Origin of the sequence: Streptomyces sp. NPDC005962 (assembly GCF_040629205.1) — a bacterium.
In the GTDB taxonomy this organism is placed as follows: Bacteria; Actinomycetota; Actinomycetes; order Streptomycetales; family Streptomycetaceae; genus Streptomyces.
On the sequence record NZ_JBEXVE010000037.1, the window covers coordinates 81098 to 97146 of the forward strand.

12 protein-coding genes, 1 tRNA gene and 1 pseudogene are annotated in these 16049 nt (G+C 69.7%); 6 read left to right on the forward strand and 8 right to left on the reverse strand.

Features of this window, described 5'->3' with window-relative positions:
- Window positions 1-87: 87 nt before the first annotated feature.
- The 3 genes and pseudogenes from narI to ABZ370_RS38625 form a co-directional block, all read left to right on the forward strand.
- Window positions 88-770: pseudogene (gene narI, locus ABZ370_RS38615) on the forward strand (respiratory nitrate reductase subunit gamma); the annotation flags it as partial.
- A 156-nt stretch (window positions 771-926) separates the two neighbouring features.
- Window positions 927-2321 carry an aminotransferase class V-fold PLP-dependent enzyme gene (locus ABZ370_RS38620; RefSeq protein ID WP_358631380.1) on the forward strand — a complete coding sequence of 465 codons (1395 nt, stop codon included), beginning with the start codon at window positions 927-929 and terminating at the stop codon, window positions 2319-2321.
- Entirely contained in the window at window positions 2318-3820 is a 1503-nt protein-coding gene (locus ABZ370_RS38625; protein WP_358631383.1) for a SidA/IucD/PvdA family monooxygenase, read from the forward strand. The genes ABZ370_RS38620 and ABZ370_RS38625 overlap by 4 nt, the downstream gene beginning before the upstream one ends.
- 19 nt (window positions 3821-3839) lie before the next feature.
- On the opposite strand, the gene ABZ370_RS38630 is transcribed toward ABZ370_RS38625, so the two are convergent.
- Window positions 3840-5633, reverse strand: coding sequence for a 5'-nucleotidase C-terminal domain-containing protein (locus ABZ370_RS38630; RefSeq protein ID WP_358631385.1), 1794 nt, complete (start codon window positions 5631-5633; stop codon window positions 3840-3842).
- Between the two features lie 166 nt (window positions 5634-5799).
- Here ABZ370_RS38630 and ABZ370_RS38635 point away from each other — a divergent pair, with 166 nt between their 5' ends.
- Together ABZ370_RS38635 and pyk are read left to right on the forward strand one after the other, a co-directional pair.
- Window positions 5800-6483 carry an SIMPL domain-containing protein gene (locus ABZ370_RS38635; RefSeq protein ID WP_358631388.1) on the forward strand — a complete coding sequence of 228 codons (684 nt, stop codon included), beginning with the start codon at window positions 5800-5802 and terminating at the stop codon, window positions 6481-6483.
- A gap of 146 nt (window positions 6484-6629) precedes the next feature.
- The gene (pyk, locus tag ABZ370_RS38640; protein WP_358631391.1) at window positions 6630-8060 is read left to right on the forward strand and encodes a pyruvate kinase; all 1431 of its coding nucleotides are present in this window, start codon (window positions 6630-6632) and stop codon (window positions 8058-8060) included.
- Between the two features lie 34 nt (window positions 8061-8094).
- On the opposite strand, the gene ABZ370_RS38645 is transcribed toward pyk, so the two are convergent.
- Both ABZ370_RS38645 and ABZ370_RS38650 read right to left on the reverse strand, forming a co-directional pair.
- A complete protein-coding gene (locus ABZ370_RS38645) occupies window positions 8095-8853 on the reverse strand; it encodes a transcriptional regulator (RefSeq protein WP_358631394.1) in 759 nt (252 codons plus the stop codon).
- 109 nt (window positions 8854-8962) lie between these two features.
- Window positions 8963-9038, reverse strand: a tRNA-Leu gene (locus ABZ370_RS38650).
- Between the two features lie 99 nt (window positions 9039-9137).
- Between ABZ370_RS38650 and ABZ370_RS38655 the strand changes: the two genes are divergently transcribed.
- Window positions 9138-9773, forward strand: a complete 636-nt coding sequence (locus tag ABZ370_RS38655; RefSeq protein ID WP_358631397.1) for a response regulator — start codon at window positions 9138-9140, stop codon at window positions 9771-9773.
- Window positions 9774-9820: 47 nt separating this feature from the next.
- Here ABZ370_RS38655 and ABZ370_RS38660 read toward each other — a convergent pair whose 3' ends face one another.
- From ABZ370_RS38660 to ABZ370_RS38680, 5 genes are all read right to left on the reverse strand, one after another.
- Complete coding sequence (locus ABZ370_RS38660) at window positions 9821-10537, reverse strand: ABC transporter ATP-binding protein (protein ID WP_358631400.1); 717 nt, start codon at window positions 10535-10537, stop codon at window positions 9821-9823.
- A complete protein-coding gene (locus ABZ370_RS38665) occupies window positions 10534-11424 on the reverse strand; it encodes an ABC transporter ATP-binding protein (protein WP_358631403.1) in 891 nt (296 codons plus the stop codon). The genes ABZ370_RS38660 and ABZ370_RS38665 overlap by 4 nt, the downstream gene beginning before the upstream one ends.
- A complete protein-coding gene (locus tag ABZ370_RS38670; RefSeq protein ID WP_358631406.1) occupies window positions 11421-13157 on the reverse strand; it encodes a branched-chain amino acid ABC transporter permease in 1737 nt (578 codons plus the stop codon). Before ABZ370_RS38670 ends, ABZ370_RS38665 begins: the two co-directional genes overlap by 4 nt.
- Before the next feature lie 12 nt (window positions 13158-13169).
- Window positions 13170-14102 carry a branched-chain amino acid ABC transporter permease gene (locus ABZ370_RS38675; RefSeq protein ID WP_358631409.1) on the reverse strand — a complete coding sequence of 311 codons (933 nt, stop codon included), beginning with the start codon at window positions 14100-14102 and terminating at the stop codon, window positions 13170-13172.
- A 105-nt stretch (window positions 14103-14207) separates the two neighbouring features.
- Window positions 14208-15437, reverse strand: a complete 1230-nt coding sequence (locus ABZ370_RS38680) for a branched-chain amino acid ABC transporter substrate-binding protein (RefSeq protein WP_358631412.1) — start codon at window positions 15435-15437, stop codon at window positions 14208-14210.
- Between the last annotated feature and the right edge of the window lie 612 nt (window positions 15438-16049).

Sequence of the window (16049 nt, forward strand, 5' to 3'; positions counted from 1 at the left end):
ATCCTGCGCGCCGTCTGCGACACCCTCCCCGGAGCCTCACCCGCCGACCGCGCCGCCGCCCTCGCCCTCGCCCTCGGCCTCTTCACCGCGGGCACCGCCTGGCGCTACCACTACGACCGCTTCGGCTTCACCACCCGCTCCAGCCAACTCCACGAACACCGCCTCCTCGGCATCGGCGGGCCCCTGTTCCACTACGGGCTGCTCTTCGTGATCGCCTGACACGTCGTCGGCCTGATCGTCCCCGAAACCCTCACCGAACGACTCCACGTCAGCGAAACCCTGTACCACGCCAACGCCCTCCTCGTCGGCGGCACCGCCGGTCTCGCCACCGCCACCGGCCTCGGCATCCTCCTGTACCGGCGGCTGCGCGTCCCCGCCGTACGCGCCGCCACCAGCCGCAGCGACCGCGCCGTCTACCCGCTGCTCGCCACCGTCCTGCTCGCCGGACTCACCGCCACCGCCACCGGCGCCGGACCCCACGCCTACGACTACCGGCAAGGCGTCTCCCTCTGGTTCCGCAGCCTGTTCACCCTCGCCCCCGACGTATCCGCCATGGCCGGCGCACCCTGATCTACCGGGTCCACGCGGCGCTCGCCATGGCCCTGTTCGCCCTCTGGCCCTTCAGCCGCCTCGTCCACGCCTTCACCGCACCCCTCGGCTACCTCGCCCGGCCCTACGTCGTCTACCGCTCCCGCACCCCCTCCCGCCCCTACCACCACCCCGCCCTCACGGACACGCCTCCCCGGCGGGACCGGCGGACACCCCGCTGAGACCGGCGGCCCCGGCACCGATCAACCCACACGACGCGCCCGTACCACGTACGGGTGCACTTCCGGGCAACGCGGTCCAAGCCGCTTGCGGGCGAAGTAGCTTGAGGCAGCTCTGACATCCGCCCGACACCCACACACCTCCTAGGGGCACCGCCCATGCCCGCTTCCGGCACCGCCCGCCTCCTCGCCGGGGGGAGCGAGGGACCAGGCGCGCTCCGCCCGCTGCTCGACACCGTCCTCGACGCCCTCACCCACGGCGCCGCCGACCGCGGCGGACCCCTCCCCGCCGGAGGGCCCGCCGCCGTGGCCCACCGCGTCCACGCCGCCGCCCGGCCCGTCATCCCCGACCACGGCGAAGGGCCGCACCACGCGCTGCGCACCCTCGTCCAGGCCCTCACCGCCGGGGCCGCCGACCCGGCCGACCCGCACTGCGCCGCCCATCTGCACTGTCCGCCGCTCGCCGTCGCGGCCGCCGCCGACCTCGCCGTCTCCGCCCTCAACCCCTCCCTCGACTCCTGGGACCAGGCCCCCGCCGCGGCCGAGCTGGAGGCGCTGACCTGCCGCGCCCTCGCCGAGCTGGTGTACCCCCACGGCCCCGCCCCCGACGCCCTCGTCACCACCGGCGGCACCGAATCCAACCAGCTCGCCCTGCTCCTGGCCCGCGAAGCCGCCCACGGCGCACCCCTGCGCATCGTCTGCGGCGCCAACGCCCACCACAGCGTCCACCGCGCCGCCTGGCTGCTCGGCCTGCACCCACCCCACACCCTCCCCACCCCCACCGGCGTCCTCGACCCGGCCCGGGTCCACGACGCCCTCACCGCACAGCCACCACGCCCCACCCTCCTCATCGCCACCGCGGGCACCACCGACACCGGCGCCCTCGACCCCCTCCCGTACCTTGCCGACCTCTGCGACGACCACGCGGCGACCCTCCACATCGACGCCGCCTACGGCGGACCGCTCCTGTTCAGCGACACCCTGAACAAACGGCTCGACGGACTCGACCGCGCCCACACCGTCGCCCTCGACCTGCACAAACTCGGCTGGCAGCCCGCCGCCGCCGGACTCCTCGCCGTACCCGACACCACCGCCCTGACCCCCCTCGGCCACCGCGCCGACTACCTCAACGCCGACGACGACACCGACGCGGGCCTCCCCGACCTGCTCGGCCGCTCCCTGCGCACCACCCGCCGCGCCGACATCCTCAAAATCGCCGTCACCCTGCGCGCCCTCGGCCGCCACGGCCTCGGCGACCTCGTCGACCAGGTCTGCGCACACGCCGCCGCCCTCGCCGACCTCATCCAGGCCCACCCCGCCCTGGAGCTCTACGCCCGCCCCACCCTTTCGACCGTCCTCTTCCGCCCCACGGGAGCCGGACCGGCCACCGTCGCCGCGCTGCGCCGCGACCTCCTGCACCACGGCACCGCCGTCCTCGGCCGCGCGGCCACCCCCGAGGGGCTATGGCTCAAGGCCACCCTCCTCAACCCGCACATCCAGCCCGGCGATCTGCGCCGGCTGCTCGACCTCGTGGAAGGCAACACCACCCCATGAGCACCGCACAGCCCCCCACGCGACCGTCCGCCCCCGAACCCGACCCCACCACCCCGCACGAACCCCTGGACCTCGCGGGCATCGGCATCGGCCCGTTCAACCTCTCCCTCGCCGCCCTCGCCCACGGCGTCCCCGCCCTGCGCACCGCCTTCTACGAACAGCGGCCCGCCTTCCACTGGCACCCCGGCCTCCTCATCGACGGCGCCACCGTCCAAGTGCCCTTCCTCGCCGACCTCGTCACCCTCGCCGACCCCGCCAGCCCCTGGAGCTTCCTCAGCTACCTCAAGGCCCGCGAACGGCTCTTCCCCTTCTACGTCGCCGAGCGCTTCCACATCGAGCGCACCGAATACGACGCCTACTGCCGCTGGGTCAGCGAACAACTCCCCGGCCTCCACTTCGGCCACCGCATCGACGCCGTCCGCTGGGACCACGACCACCAGCTGTTCGAAATCGACTTCAGCAGGCTCGGACCCGACGGCGAGGCCGCCTCCCCCGGCCGCGCCCACGCCCGCCACCTCGTCCTCGGCGTCGGCACCGAACCCCACGTCCCGGAAACCCTGCGCCCCCTCGCCGACGCCCCCAACGTCCCCGTCCTCCACTCCGCCGACTACCTGGAACACCGGACACGGCTGCTGAACACCGGCCACGTCACCGTCGTCGGCTCCGGCCAGTCCGGCGCCGAGGTCTTCCTCGACCTGCTGCGCAACCGGCCGCTCGGCGCCGAGGGGCTCCACTGGCTCGCCCGTACGCCCTCCTTCGCGCCCATGGAGTACAGCAAGCTCGGCCTGGAGCAGTTCAGCCCCGACTACACCCGCTACTTCCACGCCCTCCCCGAGGCCGTCCGCGACCAGCTCCTCCCCGGACAGTGGCAGCTCTACAAGGGCATCGCACAGGAGACCATCACCGCCATCCACCACGAGCTGTACCGCCGCGCCCAGCAGGGCGGCGACTGGCCGGGCGCCGTCCTCACCCCCGGCGTCACCGTCCGCACCGCAGGACGCATCGCCGCCGCCCGGCTCGAACTCCACCTGGAACACGTCCACCAGGGCACCCGCGTCCGCCACACCACCGAGGCCGTCGTCCTCGCCACCGGCTACCGCGAACGCCGCGTCGACACCCTGCTCGCCGCCCTCGACCCCTACATCCGGCGCGACTCCTCCGAACGGCCCCGCGTCGACGACCGGCACCGGCTCGTCCTCGACCCCCTCATCACCGGCTCCGTTCACGTCCAGAACGCCGAGCGGCACACCCACGGCGTCGGCACCCCCGACCTCGGAATGGCCGCCTGGCGCTCCGCCGTCATCCTCAACTCGCTCAGCGCCGAACCGGTCTACCCCCTGCCGTCCCGCACCGCCTTCACCACCTTCGGCCTCCAGGCCACGCGGCCGGGCGCCACCGCCCCACCGCGGCCCGCCGCCCCCTCGGCACCGGTCGCCCGGGGCAGCGGACGCATGCACCTCCCCGACCAGCGCAACGGCCTGGCCCGCACCCGGACCTGACCGCCGCGCCCGTCCGTCCTTAGAACACCGGCGTGCCGTCGCGCGTCAGCTTCCAGTCCACCGACGCGAACCCGGCCCCGTCGATCGTCCCCTTCGCCTTCACCCACGCGATGATCGTGTTACGGATCTCCTCCGAGTTGGCCCACACCTGCTGGGCGGCGGCCACATGCGGGAAGTTGCCCCCGCCGCTCGCCCGGTAGTTGTTCACCGCCAGCACGAACCGCGCCGACCCCTCGACCGGCTTGCCGTCGAAGCGCAGCGCGGCGATCCGCGAACCCACCGGCTTCGCGATGTCGATCTCGTACGTCAGACCGCTCACCGCGTCGTAGTTGTAGTCCGGGGTGTCACCGGCGTTCGTCAGCTTCGACGGATCGACATCACCGCCCGCCGGGGTCTGCGCGTAATACCGCGCCGAGAACTCCAGATAGTCCTTGACCTGGGCGCCCGTCAGCACCCGCGCCTCCAGCGTGTTCTCGAACGGATACAACCCCGCCACCTGCCGGATCGTGACCTCCCCGGCCGGAATCCGCGCCGTCCGCGAGAAGCACGACGCCTGCGACAGCACCGGCAGCCCCGCGTGCTCCGTGCCCGCCAGCGCCGCCTTCACCGTCTTCGCCTGCACATGGTTGATGAAGTCGATGATCGGCGCGTCCTTGTACGGCGCCTCCGTGGCCGCCATCGCCGCCGTCGACGTACCGATGACCTGATTGACGTACCCGACGACCTTCCGGTGCTCATCGCCGAGCAGCCGCACGATCCGCTCATCCTCCGCCACCGCCGCCGAGTTCAGCACCTTCGACGACACCGACTCCACCTGCCAGCGCCCCCGCGCCCACTCCAGCCCGATGTCGAACAGCGTCAGCCGCTGACCCCACTTGAGCGGTTCGGACAGCACGACCTCCCGGCCCGTCTCCTTGTTCACCACCCGGCGCTCGGGGATCTCCACATGCGCGTGCCCGACCAGGATCGCGTCGATCCCCGCCACCCGCTCGGCCACCAGCGCCGCCGCGTTCTCCACATACGGCAGCTGATCGCCGTAACTCGACGTCCCGCTGCTGCCCGAATGCGCCGCGACGAGCACCACGTCCGCACCCATCGAACGCAGCCGCGGCACCCACTTCGCCGCCTGCTCCTCCAGACCCGGGAACACCATCTTCCCCTGCACATTCGCCTTGTCCCAGATCGCGATCCCCGGGTTCGTCAGCCCCAGCACCGCCACCTTCACCCCGCGCCCGCACGGCGTGCGCAGCCGCGTCATCCAGTACGGCGCGAACGCGGGCCGCTGCGTCTTCGCGTCCAGCGCGTTCGCACCCAGCAGCGGAAAGTCGCACTGCTCCTCGAACTTCCGCAGCACCGGGATGCCGTAGTTGAACTCATGGTTGCCGAGCGCCGCCGCGTCATAGCCGATGAGGTTCATCGCCTGCGCCATCGGATGCACCGGGCCGCCGCTGCCGGTGATCGGGTCGACCTTGGCGTAGTAGTACGACAACTGGGTGCCCTGGATGGTGTCACCCGCGTCGATCAGCAGCGTATTGCGCCGCCCCTTCTCCTTCCGCACCTGCTCGACCAGGGTCGAGATCTTCGCGAGACCGACATCGTTGTGCGCCGCGTCGTCGAACTCGGCGTCCGTGAAGTAGTCCCAGTTGAAGACGTTGCCGTGCAGATCGGTGGTGCCCATGACGGTGAACTCGTACCGCTCACGGCCCGCATGGCCCCGCGCCTCGGCCGGAGCGGCGGCAGCGCCCGAGGCGAGCGCGACCCCCGCGCTGGTGGCCGCGGTGCGGCCCAGAAACGTCCGACGGTTGAGCGGCATGGCTGAACTCCCCTGGGATACCTGCGAAATGAGCACAACGCGCGTAGATTCTGGCGTAGCCGCACCCGCCCGCAACACCCCCGACAGGTTGCGATCAGAGCACGCCGGGCGCCCGGCGCAGGGCAGGATCAAGCCACGTCCGCGAGCCGGCGAACAGGAGCCCTCCATGGATCGGCACGTCCCGTACGGCACCCCCGACACCCCGCGCGTCGCGGTGCTCGGCGAGGCACGGCTGGAGGTCGACCCCGAGATCGCCCGCCTCTCCGTCACCGTCAGCGCGCGCGGCGCCGACCGGCGCGCCGCACTGGACGACCTCACCCGCCGCAACCAGCGGGCGCTGGACCTGGTGAAGTCCTACGGCGAGGCGATCGAAAAGGTGGAGACCGGCGCCTTCGCGATCAACCCGGAGCTGTCCAGAGGCCGCCAGGAGCGGGTGCGGGCCTACCACGGCCGGGTGCACATCGCCGTGACCACCACCGACTTCACCACCCTCGGCGAACTCACCACCCGCCTCGCCGACCTCGAACTGACCCGGGTCGACGGCCCCTGGTGGGGGCTGCGCCCCGACTCACCCGTCCACGGCCGGGCCCGGCAGCAGGCGGTACGGGAGGCCGTGCAGCGCGCCCGCGAGTACGCGGGCGCGCTCGGCTCCCGGCTCGTCGCCCTCGTCGAGCTGGCCGACCTGGCCGCGGAGGGGGAGCCGGGCCCGCCGATGCCGTTCGCGGCCGCGCGCAGCCGCTCCGCCCACCCCGGCCCGGGGGAGGCGGCCGCGCTCGACCTGGAACCCGAACGCCAGACCGTATACGCGCACGTCACGGCGCGCTTCACGATCACCCGCCCGGAGCTGTGAAACGACCCGGTGTATCGACCCCGAATCGCTCATCGGAGCACCCCTATGCACGTTTCATTAGTTGTCGATTACCTGCCATGCAAAGGCCATGGGGCAGTGTCCACTTCTCGGCTCTTTACCCATGAGTAAGTCATAGGCTCGGCAGCATGCGCCGAGCAAAAATCGTCTGTACTTTGGGACCCGCGACCGACTCGTACGAGCAGATCAAGGCGCTCGTCGAAGCCGGAATGGACGTGGCCCGCTTCAACCTCAGCCACGGCACCTACGCCGAGCACGAGGAGCGTTACCGGCGAGTCCGCAAGGCCTCGCTGGAAACCGGTCGCAGCGTCGGCATCCTCGCCGACCTTCAAGGTCCGAAGATCCGACTCGGCCGCTTCCGCGAGGGGCCCGTACTCCTTGAACGCGGAGACGAGTTCACCATCACCGTCGAGCCGATCGAAGGCGACCGCTTTCGCTGCGGCACCACCTACGAGGGGCTGGCCTCCGACGTCAACAAGGGCGAGCGCATCCTCGTCGACGACGGCCGCGTCACCCTCGAGGTCGTCGACGTCGACGGGCCCCGCGTGCACACGATCGTCATCGAAGGCGGGATGATCTCCGACCACAAGGGCCTCAACCTGCCCGGCGTGGCCGTCTCCGTCCCCGCCCTCTCCCGTAAGGACATCGAGGACCTGCGCTGGGCGCTGCGCACCGGGGCCGACGTCATCGCCCTGTCCTTCGTCCGCAACGGGGACGACGTCGTGGATGTGCACCGGGTGATGCGGGAGGAGGACTGCCACCTCCCCGTCATCGCCAAGATCGAGAAGCCGCAGGCGGTCGAGAACCTGGAGAAGATCGTCGACGCCTTCGACGGCATCATGGTCGCCCGTGGCGACCTCGGCGTCGAAATGCCGCTCGAACAAGTGCCGATCGTCCAGAAGCGCGCGGTCAAGCTGGCGAAGCGGAACGCGAAGCCGGTGATCGTCGCGACCCAGATGCTCGACTCGATGATCGACAACTCCCGCCCCACCCGGGCGGAGGCCTCCGACGTCGCCAACGCCGTCATCGACGGCACGGACGCGGTGATGCTCTCCGGCGAGACCAGCGTCGGCAAATACCCCATCGCCACGGTCAGGACCATGGGCCGCATCGTCACCGCCGCCGAGGAGGACATCCTCGCCAAGGGGCTCCCGCCGCTCACCGAGCGCAACAAGCCCCGCACCCAGGGCGGCGCGGTCGCCCGCGCGGCGGCCGAGATGGGCGACTTCCTCGGCGCCAAGTTCCTGGTCGCCTTCACCCAGTCCGGCGACACCGTCCGCCGCCTGTCCCGCTACCGCTCCCCGATCCCCCTGCTGGCCTTCACCCCGGACCCGGGCACCCGCTCCCAGCTCAACCTGACCTGGGGCGTCGAGACCTTCCTCGGCCCGATGGTCGAGTCCACGGACGAGATGGTCCGCCAGGTCGACGAGGAGCTGCTCCGGCTGGGCCGCTGCCGCCGGGGCGACCTCGTCGTCATCACGGCGGGCTCCCCGCCCGGAGTCTCCGGCTCCACCAACCTGGTCCGCGTCCACCACATCGGCGCGGACGACCTCCGCTAGCCCCGTTTCGCCTTCCTGGGCCGGAGTACTGCGTTCAGTACTTCGGCCCGACGTGCGTATCCATGAGCGCGACGGAGGCCCGGCGGGCGACGGAGATGTTCCACGCGTTGGTCTGCCTCCAAGCGACCCCGAGCTGGTCGAGCGTGTCGGTGTAGAGCCTCCGGATGTCGTCGGACCGGTTGGTGAAGAAGTACCGGGGATACTCATAGCGCTTGCGCTCCCCGGCGACGATCTTCGTGGTCCAGTTGGTGATACGGCAGCCGTCGGAGTGCACCAGCCCTCGGACGAACTCCCAGGGGTGGGTGACGACGATCTCCTGCTGCCAGGGCTCCAGGGCGATCGGCCGCTCATGTTTCTTGCCGGGCCCGTGTTGGGGCAGCAGGCACGGCCAGTGCTTGCTGTAGCCGGTCACCATGACGCAGCCCTGACGCTGGACGCGGCAGACACTGTTGTCAGGGCGCACGGCGCGCATCGCCCCGGCGCAGGCGTCGATGAGGCCCGGCCAGGCATCCGCACACGCGACGCGCAGGAAGTAGACGCCTTTTCGCAGGCGGCTTACACATCCGTCACCGAGATACAGCCCGAGCAGATAGGCGTAGGCGGCGATGTCTTCCGGCGGCCGTGGTTCGGGGGCGCATCGGGGGCAATCCGTCGTATGGGGTGCCGGCTCCAGGCGGACCTGCCAGGCGCGAATCGCGTAACGGGATATCCCCGTCTGTTTGCTTACGGAGTTGAGGCTTCGGCCTTGGGCGACGAGAGTCAGGGCACGTTTTCGCGTTTCGAGGTCGTACACGATTGCGAGCTTGGCCGGGAAACGCCCGCCTGTTACGCGTTCGAAAGGACGTTCACTTCATCGAGTGAAAGCTTCTGAGTCCCCAGTGACCTTGGAATCGAAGGAAAAGTGCCCCGGGTCGGACTCGAACCGACACTGTATGGGTTTTGAATCCATTGCCTGCTGCCAAATTGGGCTACCGGGGCCAACGGATCGAAGGTCATCGGCGACCCGCTGCGCGTCTACCTTACCGCAGCTCGGTAGGCTCGGGGTGCCCCCACCTGTAGAGGAACCCGAGGAGCACAGTGAGCACCGCTGACGCCCCCGACGCGCAGTCGCACGTCCCGCCGCATACGACCCGCGTCGTCATCGCCGAGGACGAGGCCCTCATCCGCCTCGACCTGAAGGAGATGCTGGAAGAGGAGGGGTACTCCGTCGTCGGCGAGGCGGGAGACGGTGAGACGGCCGTCGCGCTCGCTCGGGAGCACCGGCCCGACCTCGTCATCCTCGATGTGAAGATGCCCGTCCTCGACGGGATTTCCGCCGCCGAGCGCATCGCCGCCGACCGCATCGCGCCCGTCCTGATGCTGACCGCGTTCTCGCAGCGCGAACTGGTCGACCGGGCCCGGGACGCCGGGGCGATGGCGTATCTCGTCAAGCCGTTCAGCAAGAGCGACGTGGTGCCCGCCATCGAGATGGCCGTGTCCCGCTTCACCGAGCTGAAGACGCTGGAGCAGGAGGTCGCCGACCTCTCCCTGCGGCTGGAGACCCGCAAGCTGGTGGACCGGGCCAAGAGCGTTCTGCAGACGGAGTACGGGCTGACCGAACCGGCCGCGTTCCGCTGGATTCAGAAGACCTCGATGGACCGGCGGCTGTCGATGCAGCAGGTGGCCGAGGCGGTCATCGAGGACGCGGCGGAGAAGAAGGCCAAGGAGCAGTGAGGGGAGGGGAGGCCGCCGGTGGCGGCCTCCCCTCACGGCGAGCGGGGTCAGTCCTCGCCGAGGTACGCCTTCCGCACGGACTCGTCGTGCAGCAGCGCTTCCCCGGTCCCGGACAGCACGATCTTGCCGATCTCCATCACATGGCCGTGATCGGCCAGCGACAGTGCCGCCTGGGCGTTCTGTTCGACGAGCAGAATCGTGGTGCCCTGCGCCTTCAGTTCCGCGATGGTCTGCATGATCTTCTGCATCATGATCGGCGAGAGGCCCATCGACGGTTCGTCGAGCATCAGCAGCTTGGGGCGGGACATCAGCGCGCGGCCCATGGCGAGCATCTGCTGTTCGCCGCCGGAGAGGGTACCGGCGGCCTGGGCGCGGCGTTCACCGAGGATGGGGAAGAGGTCGTACACCTTCCGGATGTCGGCGGCGATCCCGTCGGCGTCCTTGCGGAGAAACCCTCCGAGCTGGAGGTTCTCGGCGATCGTCAGCCGGGGGAAGATATGCCGCCCCTCGGGGGAGTGGGCCAGCCCCAGGGCGACGATCTTGTGTGCGGGGACGCCGCTCAGCGGTTTGCCGTCGAAGCGGATGGTGCCGCCGAGCGGGGTGAGCAGCCCGGAGAGGGTGCGCAGGGTGGTCGTCTTGCCCGCGCCGTTGGTGCCGATGAGGGTGACCACCTGGCCGGCCTCGACGCTGAACGAGATCCCCTTGACGGCCTCGATCTTGCCGTAGGCGACCCGGAGGTCCTCGACTTCGAGCAGTGCGGTCACTGTCCGTCCTCCGTACGTGCGCTGGTGCTCTGCTGGGCGGCCTGGTCCTCGGCTGCCTCGACCGCCGCGGCCTCCTCCGCGCCCGGCGCGCCCTCGAAGGGGGTGCCGAGGTAGGCGGCGATGACGCGTTCGTCGCTCTGGACGACCTCGGAGCTGCCCTCGACCAGCTTCTCGCCCTGGACGAGTACGGCGACCCGGTCGCACAGGTTGAAGATGAAGCGCATGTCGTGCTCGATGACGAGGACGGCGGTGCCCGTCTCCCGGATGGCGAAGACGAGTTCCTCGGTGGCCCGGGTCTCCTGGGGGTTCATGCCCGCGGTCGGCTCGTCGAGGAGCAGCAGTCCGGGGTCGCTGGCCAGGGCGCGGGCGATCTCCAGCTTGCGCTGTTCGCCGTAGGGGAGGTTGCGGGAGAGGTGGTCGGCCTTGTCGGCGAGGCCGGTGAACTCCAGGAGTTGCATGGCCCGTTGTTTGGAGGCGGCTTCGGCGCGTTTGAAGCCGGGGCCGCGCAGGAGGGCGGACCAGAGTCCTTCCTTGGTGCGGGTGTGCCGTCCGACCAGGACGTTTTCCAGGACGGTCATGTTGGCGAAGAGGCGGATGTTCTGGAAGGTGCGGGCGACTCCGGCCTGGGTGACGAGATGGGGCTTCGGTGGCAGGACGGTGCCGCGGTAGGAGACGCGGCCCTCGGTGGGGATGTAGAGGCCGGTGAGGCAGTTGAAGAAGGTGGTCTTGCCCGCGCCGTTGGGGCCGATGAGGCCGACGATCTCGCCGGGGTGGACGTCGAGGTCGACGGAGCGTACGGCGGTGAGTCCGCCGAAGCGCATGGTGACGCCGGTGGCGGTGAGGACGGGGGCGGCCTTCGCCACTGTGGTCGTGGTCATGTCTGTCATGCCTCCGCCTTCGTGACGCCGACGGTGCTGCCGCTGAGGGCGGCCTGGTCGGGCACGTCGAGCTGTCCCGTCTCGTGGTATTCGAGCTGCTGCCGCCGGTTGGGGATGATCCCTTCGGGGCGGAAGCGCATCAGCAGGATGAGCGCGATGCCGAAGGCGAGGAGCTGGTAGTCCTGGAGGAATTCGAGCTTCTCGGGGATGAGGAAGAGCAGCGCCGCGCCCAGCAGGGGGCCGCCGATGGTGCCCATGCCGCCGAGGATCACGGCGGCGAGCAGGAAGGTGGAGTTGGGCGGGACGGGTCCGGCGAAGACGTACTGCTCGGGGACGACGGTGGTCTGGACGTGGGCCCAGATGGTGCCGGCGACTCCGGCGAGGGTGGCGCCGAGGGCGAAGGCGATGAGTTTGACGCGGAAGCCGTTGATGCCCATGGCGGTGGCGGCGGTCTCGTCTTCGCGGATGGCGACCCAGGCGCGGCCGATGCGGGAGTTTCCGGCCCGGCTGAAGATGAGGACGACGATGACGGTGACGAGCAGCATCAGCAGGTAGTAGTTGCTGTTGGAGTCGAGGGTGAGTCCGGCGAAGCTGTGGTCGTCGTCGAAGCTGAAGCCGAAGATCTTCAGCGGTGGGATGTTGGGGACGCCGTTGGGGCCGTTGGTCACGGAGGGTCCGGAGGTGCCATCGAGGTTGCTGACGGCGATGCGGAAGATCTCGCCGAAGCCGAGGGTGACGATGGCGAGGTAGTCGCCGCGCAGCCGCAGGGTGGGGGCGCCGATGACGACGCCGAAGATGAGGGAGACCAGGGCTCCGGTGAGCATGGCGGCCCAGAACGGGAACGTCACGTGGATGGTGGAGGCGGCGCTTCCGGAGACCAGGGCGGCGGAGTAGGCGCCGACGCCGAGGAAGGCGACGTAGCCGAGGTCGAGGAGTCCGGCGAGTCCGACGACGATGTTCAGGCCGAGGGCGACGGTCGCGAAGATGGCGATGTTGACGCCGAGTTCGGTGTAGCTGGCCTTGTCCTGGGTGAAGGGGAAGACGATCGCCGTCACCAGGGCCGCGACCAGGGTGAGGGAGCGGTAGGCGCTGGTGAGTCCGCTGAGCCGGGTGATGAGTCCGGCCCGGAGGAGCGCGGTGGCGGCGAAGCACAGGGCGATGAGGTAGCCGATGAAGGGTTCGGGGTTGTCCTCGTCGGTCTGGATGCCGTAGTTGACGACGTAGAGGCCGAGGGTGAAGACGGCCGCGATGATGAGGATGTCGGCCCAGGAGGGGAGCGGCACCGGGCGGCAGAGGGGCCGGGTGTCGTCCGGGAGCACGAGTGTCGTGGCGACGGGTACGGCGGTGGCGACGGCGGCGACCCAGCCGCCCGGTTCCAGGTTGACCAGGCCGCCTTGGCTGACGGCGATGGCGATGAGGGTGAACCAGGTGGTGGCGAAGGTGCCGAGGGCCAGCAGCCGCAGGGGTTTGGTGGAGCCGGTGGGGGTGAGCCAGCGCAGTCCGCGGACGTTCAGGGCGGCGAGCGCGAACGCGAGGGTGGCAAGTCCCAGGGCGAGGGTGAGGATCTGGAGGCCGCCGGGGTAGCCGTAGACGGTGAGGTCGCCGGGGAAGTCGGAGGTCCAGGTCCAGGCGAGGAAGGTGGAGGCCATGGCGGCGAGGCCGCCGGCCGCGGTGAGCGCGCGGAGCAGGGTGGTGCGCGGGGCCGGGGCAGTGCCGGTGGCCTTGCTGGTGTCGGTGGTCATCGGTTCCCTCCCTCAGGCCCGGTCCGCTACGCGTTCGCCGAGCAGCCCCTGGGGCCTGAGCAGCAGGACGACGATGAGCAGGGTGAAGGCCCAGACGTCCTTCCAGGCTCCGCCGCCGAGCTGGTCCATTCCGGGGATGTCCTGGATGTATTTGATGGCCAGGGCCTCGGCGATGCCGAGGACGACGCCGCCGAGCATGGCGCCGTAGATGTTGCCGATGCCGCCGAGTACGGCGGCGGTGAAGGCCTTGAGTCCGGCGATGAAGCCCATCTCGAAGTTGATCTGGCCGTACTTGAGGCCGTGGGAGAGGGCGGCGACGGCGGCGAACGCGCCGCCGATGGCGAAGGCCATCACGATGATGCGGTCGGTGTTGATGCCCATCAGCTTGGCGGTGTCGGGGTCCTGCGCGGTCGCCTGCATGGCGCGGCCGGCCCGGCTCTTGGAGACGAACAGCCCCAGGGCGAGCATGCACAGCGGTGCGGCTATCAGCAGGAAGGCGTCGCCGCGCTGGATGTGCAGGCTGTTGGTGATCGCGAATGAGCTGCCCTCGAACTGGGGGAAGCTGCGGGCTTTCTTGGCGTCGGGGTAGAAGGCCCAGACGGCCTGCTGGAGTGCGATGGACAGGCCGATCGCGGTGATCAGGGGGGCCAGCCGTGGTCCGCCGCGCAGGGGCCGGTAGGCGAAGCGTTCGGCGGCGGTGGCGATGGCGACGGAGGCGAGGATGCCGCCGACGAGCATGAGCGGCAGGGCAAGGGCGAGCGCAGTGCCGCTGGGCAGCCAGAGATAGACGGTGAGGGAGCCGAAGCCCCCGATCATGAAGATCTCGCCATGGGCGAAGTTGATGAGCTGGACGATGCCGTAGACCATGGTGTACCCGATGGCGATCAAGCCGTAGAGAGCGCCGAGGGTCAGGCCGTTGACCAGCGTTTGCGGCAGTTCGTGCACCGCAGGGCCTCCGATGAGCGTGTCGGATATGACGCCGCGCGAGGGCGCTGGTGAACGCCCTCGCGCGGTTGCGTTGCCTCAGTGGGCGGGGGTGTTGCCCCGGGGTCAGTCCTTGAAGGTCTCGCTGTGGACGGCCTTCCAGGCGCCGTTCTTGACCTGGTAGACGGTCAGCTGCTTGTTGGTGGTGTCGCCGTACTGGTCGAAGGAGACCTTGCCGGTCACGCCGTCGAAGGAGACCTTGCCGAGCGCCTCGGTGATCTTGGCGCGGGCGTCGTCGGGGAGCTTGCCGTCGTTGTCGGCGGCGACGGTCTTGACGGCCTGGATGATGGACCAGGCGGCGTCGTAGGAGTAGCCGCCGTACGCCCCGTACGGGTCCTTGTAGTGCTCGGCCCCGTAGTTCTTGACGAACGTCTTGGCCGAGGGGAGCTGCTCGACGGGGTAGCCGACGGAGGTCGAGAGGTCGCCGTCGTTGCTGGTGCCGGACGCCTTGATGAAGGCGGGGTCGTAGATGCCGTCGCCGCCCATGACCGGGACCTGCGCCCCGGCCTGCTTGACCTGGTCGGACAGCAGGCCGCCCTCGGGGTACTGGCCGCCGAAGTAGACGGAGTCGGCGCCGCTGGACTTGACCTTGCCCGCGATGCCGGAGAAGTCGGTCTCCTTGACGGTGAGGTGGTCGGTGCCGACCACGGTGCCGCCGAGGCGCTTGAACTCCTGGGCGAAGATCTTGGCGAGCCCGGCGCCGTAGGTCTGCTTGTCGTCGACGACGAAGACCTTCCGCTTCTTCGCGTTCTTGTAGTAGTACTGCGCGGCGAAGCGGCCCTGGATGATGTCCGTGGTCGCGGTGCGGAAGTAGGTCTTGAAGGGGCGGGACTTCTTGCCCGAGGCCCACGCGTCGCCCTGGCTCAGCGCCGGGTTGGTGTTGGCGGGGGAGACCTCGGCCAGGTCCGCCTTGGCGAAGACGCCCTGCATGGACTGGGCGACGCCGGAGTTCAGCGGGCCGACCGTGCCGAGGATGGTGTCCTCGTCGACCATCGAGGTGGCGTTCTGCTTGCCGGAGGACGGCACCGCCTGGTCGTCATAGGACTTGATCTTGAACGTGACGCCGGGGACCTCTTTCTGCCGGTTGGCCACCTTGGCGGCGAGGTCGACGGAGTTCTTGATGCCCTGGCCGAGCGCCGACAGCGATCCGGTGAGCGGGGCGTCGACACCGATGACGACGGTGGTCTTCTTGTCCTTGTCCCCGCTGTCGTTCTGGCCGCGCGAACCGCAGGCGGTGAGGGTGAGGGCTCCCGCGGTGATCGCGGTCGTCAGGATGAGCAAGGAGCGCTGTCGCACGAAGAATCCTTTCCCTGGCCCGGCCGTCCCTCTGGATGGGACGCCGTGTCCGCGCCGGTGGAGCTGGAACACAGCCGTACGGGTGCTGGCGAACACCCGTCGGGGGTCGTGACTGGCTGTGAATGTAAGCGTGGGACGGACCGGGTGGCAGAGGTGCAGACCATGATGTGACTGTCTTGTTATGACTCAGGTCACGTTCTTGTGTCGGTGTAGCGGAACGGAAGGGACAAAGAGGGTGTTTACGGACAATCCATAAGGTCCGGATAGTGAGAAGGTGCAGTTCCGCTAAGGAGTGAGGGGAACACGCGAACGAAGCGTGGAGTGGCGTGCCCATGACCGCGCGGGGAGATCATCATGGATGACGTCGGGGAGCGAAAGCGCCTGATCTTGTATTGCACACGTATTACGGAGTGTTACAACCGGGGCGAGGGATTCCGGCCGACTTCGCTCAGGTCGCCGGGTAGCGGTTTGCGGGCGCCGATATGCAAACCGCAGGCACATCGCGGACAAATCGCAGACACATCGCAGAAGCAAGAAGCGCCACCCCCCAGGCCCCGGGGGTGCCGAGCCGAACGCCGAAGTCCTGGCGGAGCGGTTGCTCTGATCCACGCA

Bases quoted from the DNA above. Each gene is read 5' to 3' on its own strand.
- ABZ370_RS38620 (WP_358631380.1), top strand. From the start codon at position 927: ATGCCCGCTTCCGGCACCGCCCGCCTCCTCGCCGGGGGGAGCGAGGGA.
- ABZ370_RS38625 (WP_358631383.1), top strand. From the start codon at position 2,318: ATGAGCACCGCACAGCCCCCCACGCGACCGTCCGCCCCCGAACCCGAC.
- ABZ370_RS38630 (WP_358631385.1), bottom strand. From the start codon at position 5,633: ATGCCGCTCAACCGTCGGACGTTTCTGGGCCGCACCGCGGCCACCAGC.
- ABZ370_RS38635 (WP_358631388.1), top strand. From the start codon at position 5,800: ATGGATCGGCACGTCCCGTACGGCACCCCCGACACCCCGCGCGTCGCG.
- pyk (WP_358631391.1), top strand. From the start codon at position 6,630: ATGCGCCGAGCAAAAATCGTCTGTACTTTGGGACCCGCGACCGACTCG.
- ABZ370_RS38665 (WP_358631403.1), bottom strand. From the start codon at position 11,424: ATGACAGACATGACCACGACCACAGTGGCGAAGGCCGCCCCCGTCCTC.
- ABZ370_RS38670 (WP_358631406.1), bottom strand. From the start codon at position 13,157: ATGACCACCGACACCAGCAAGGCCACCGGCACTGCCCCGGCCCCGCGC.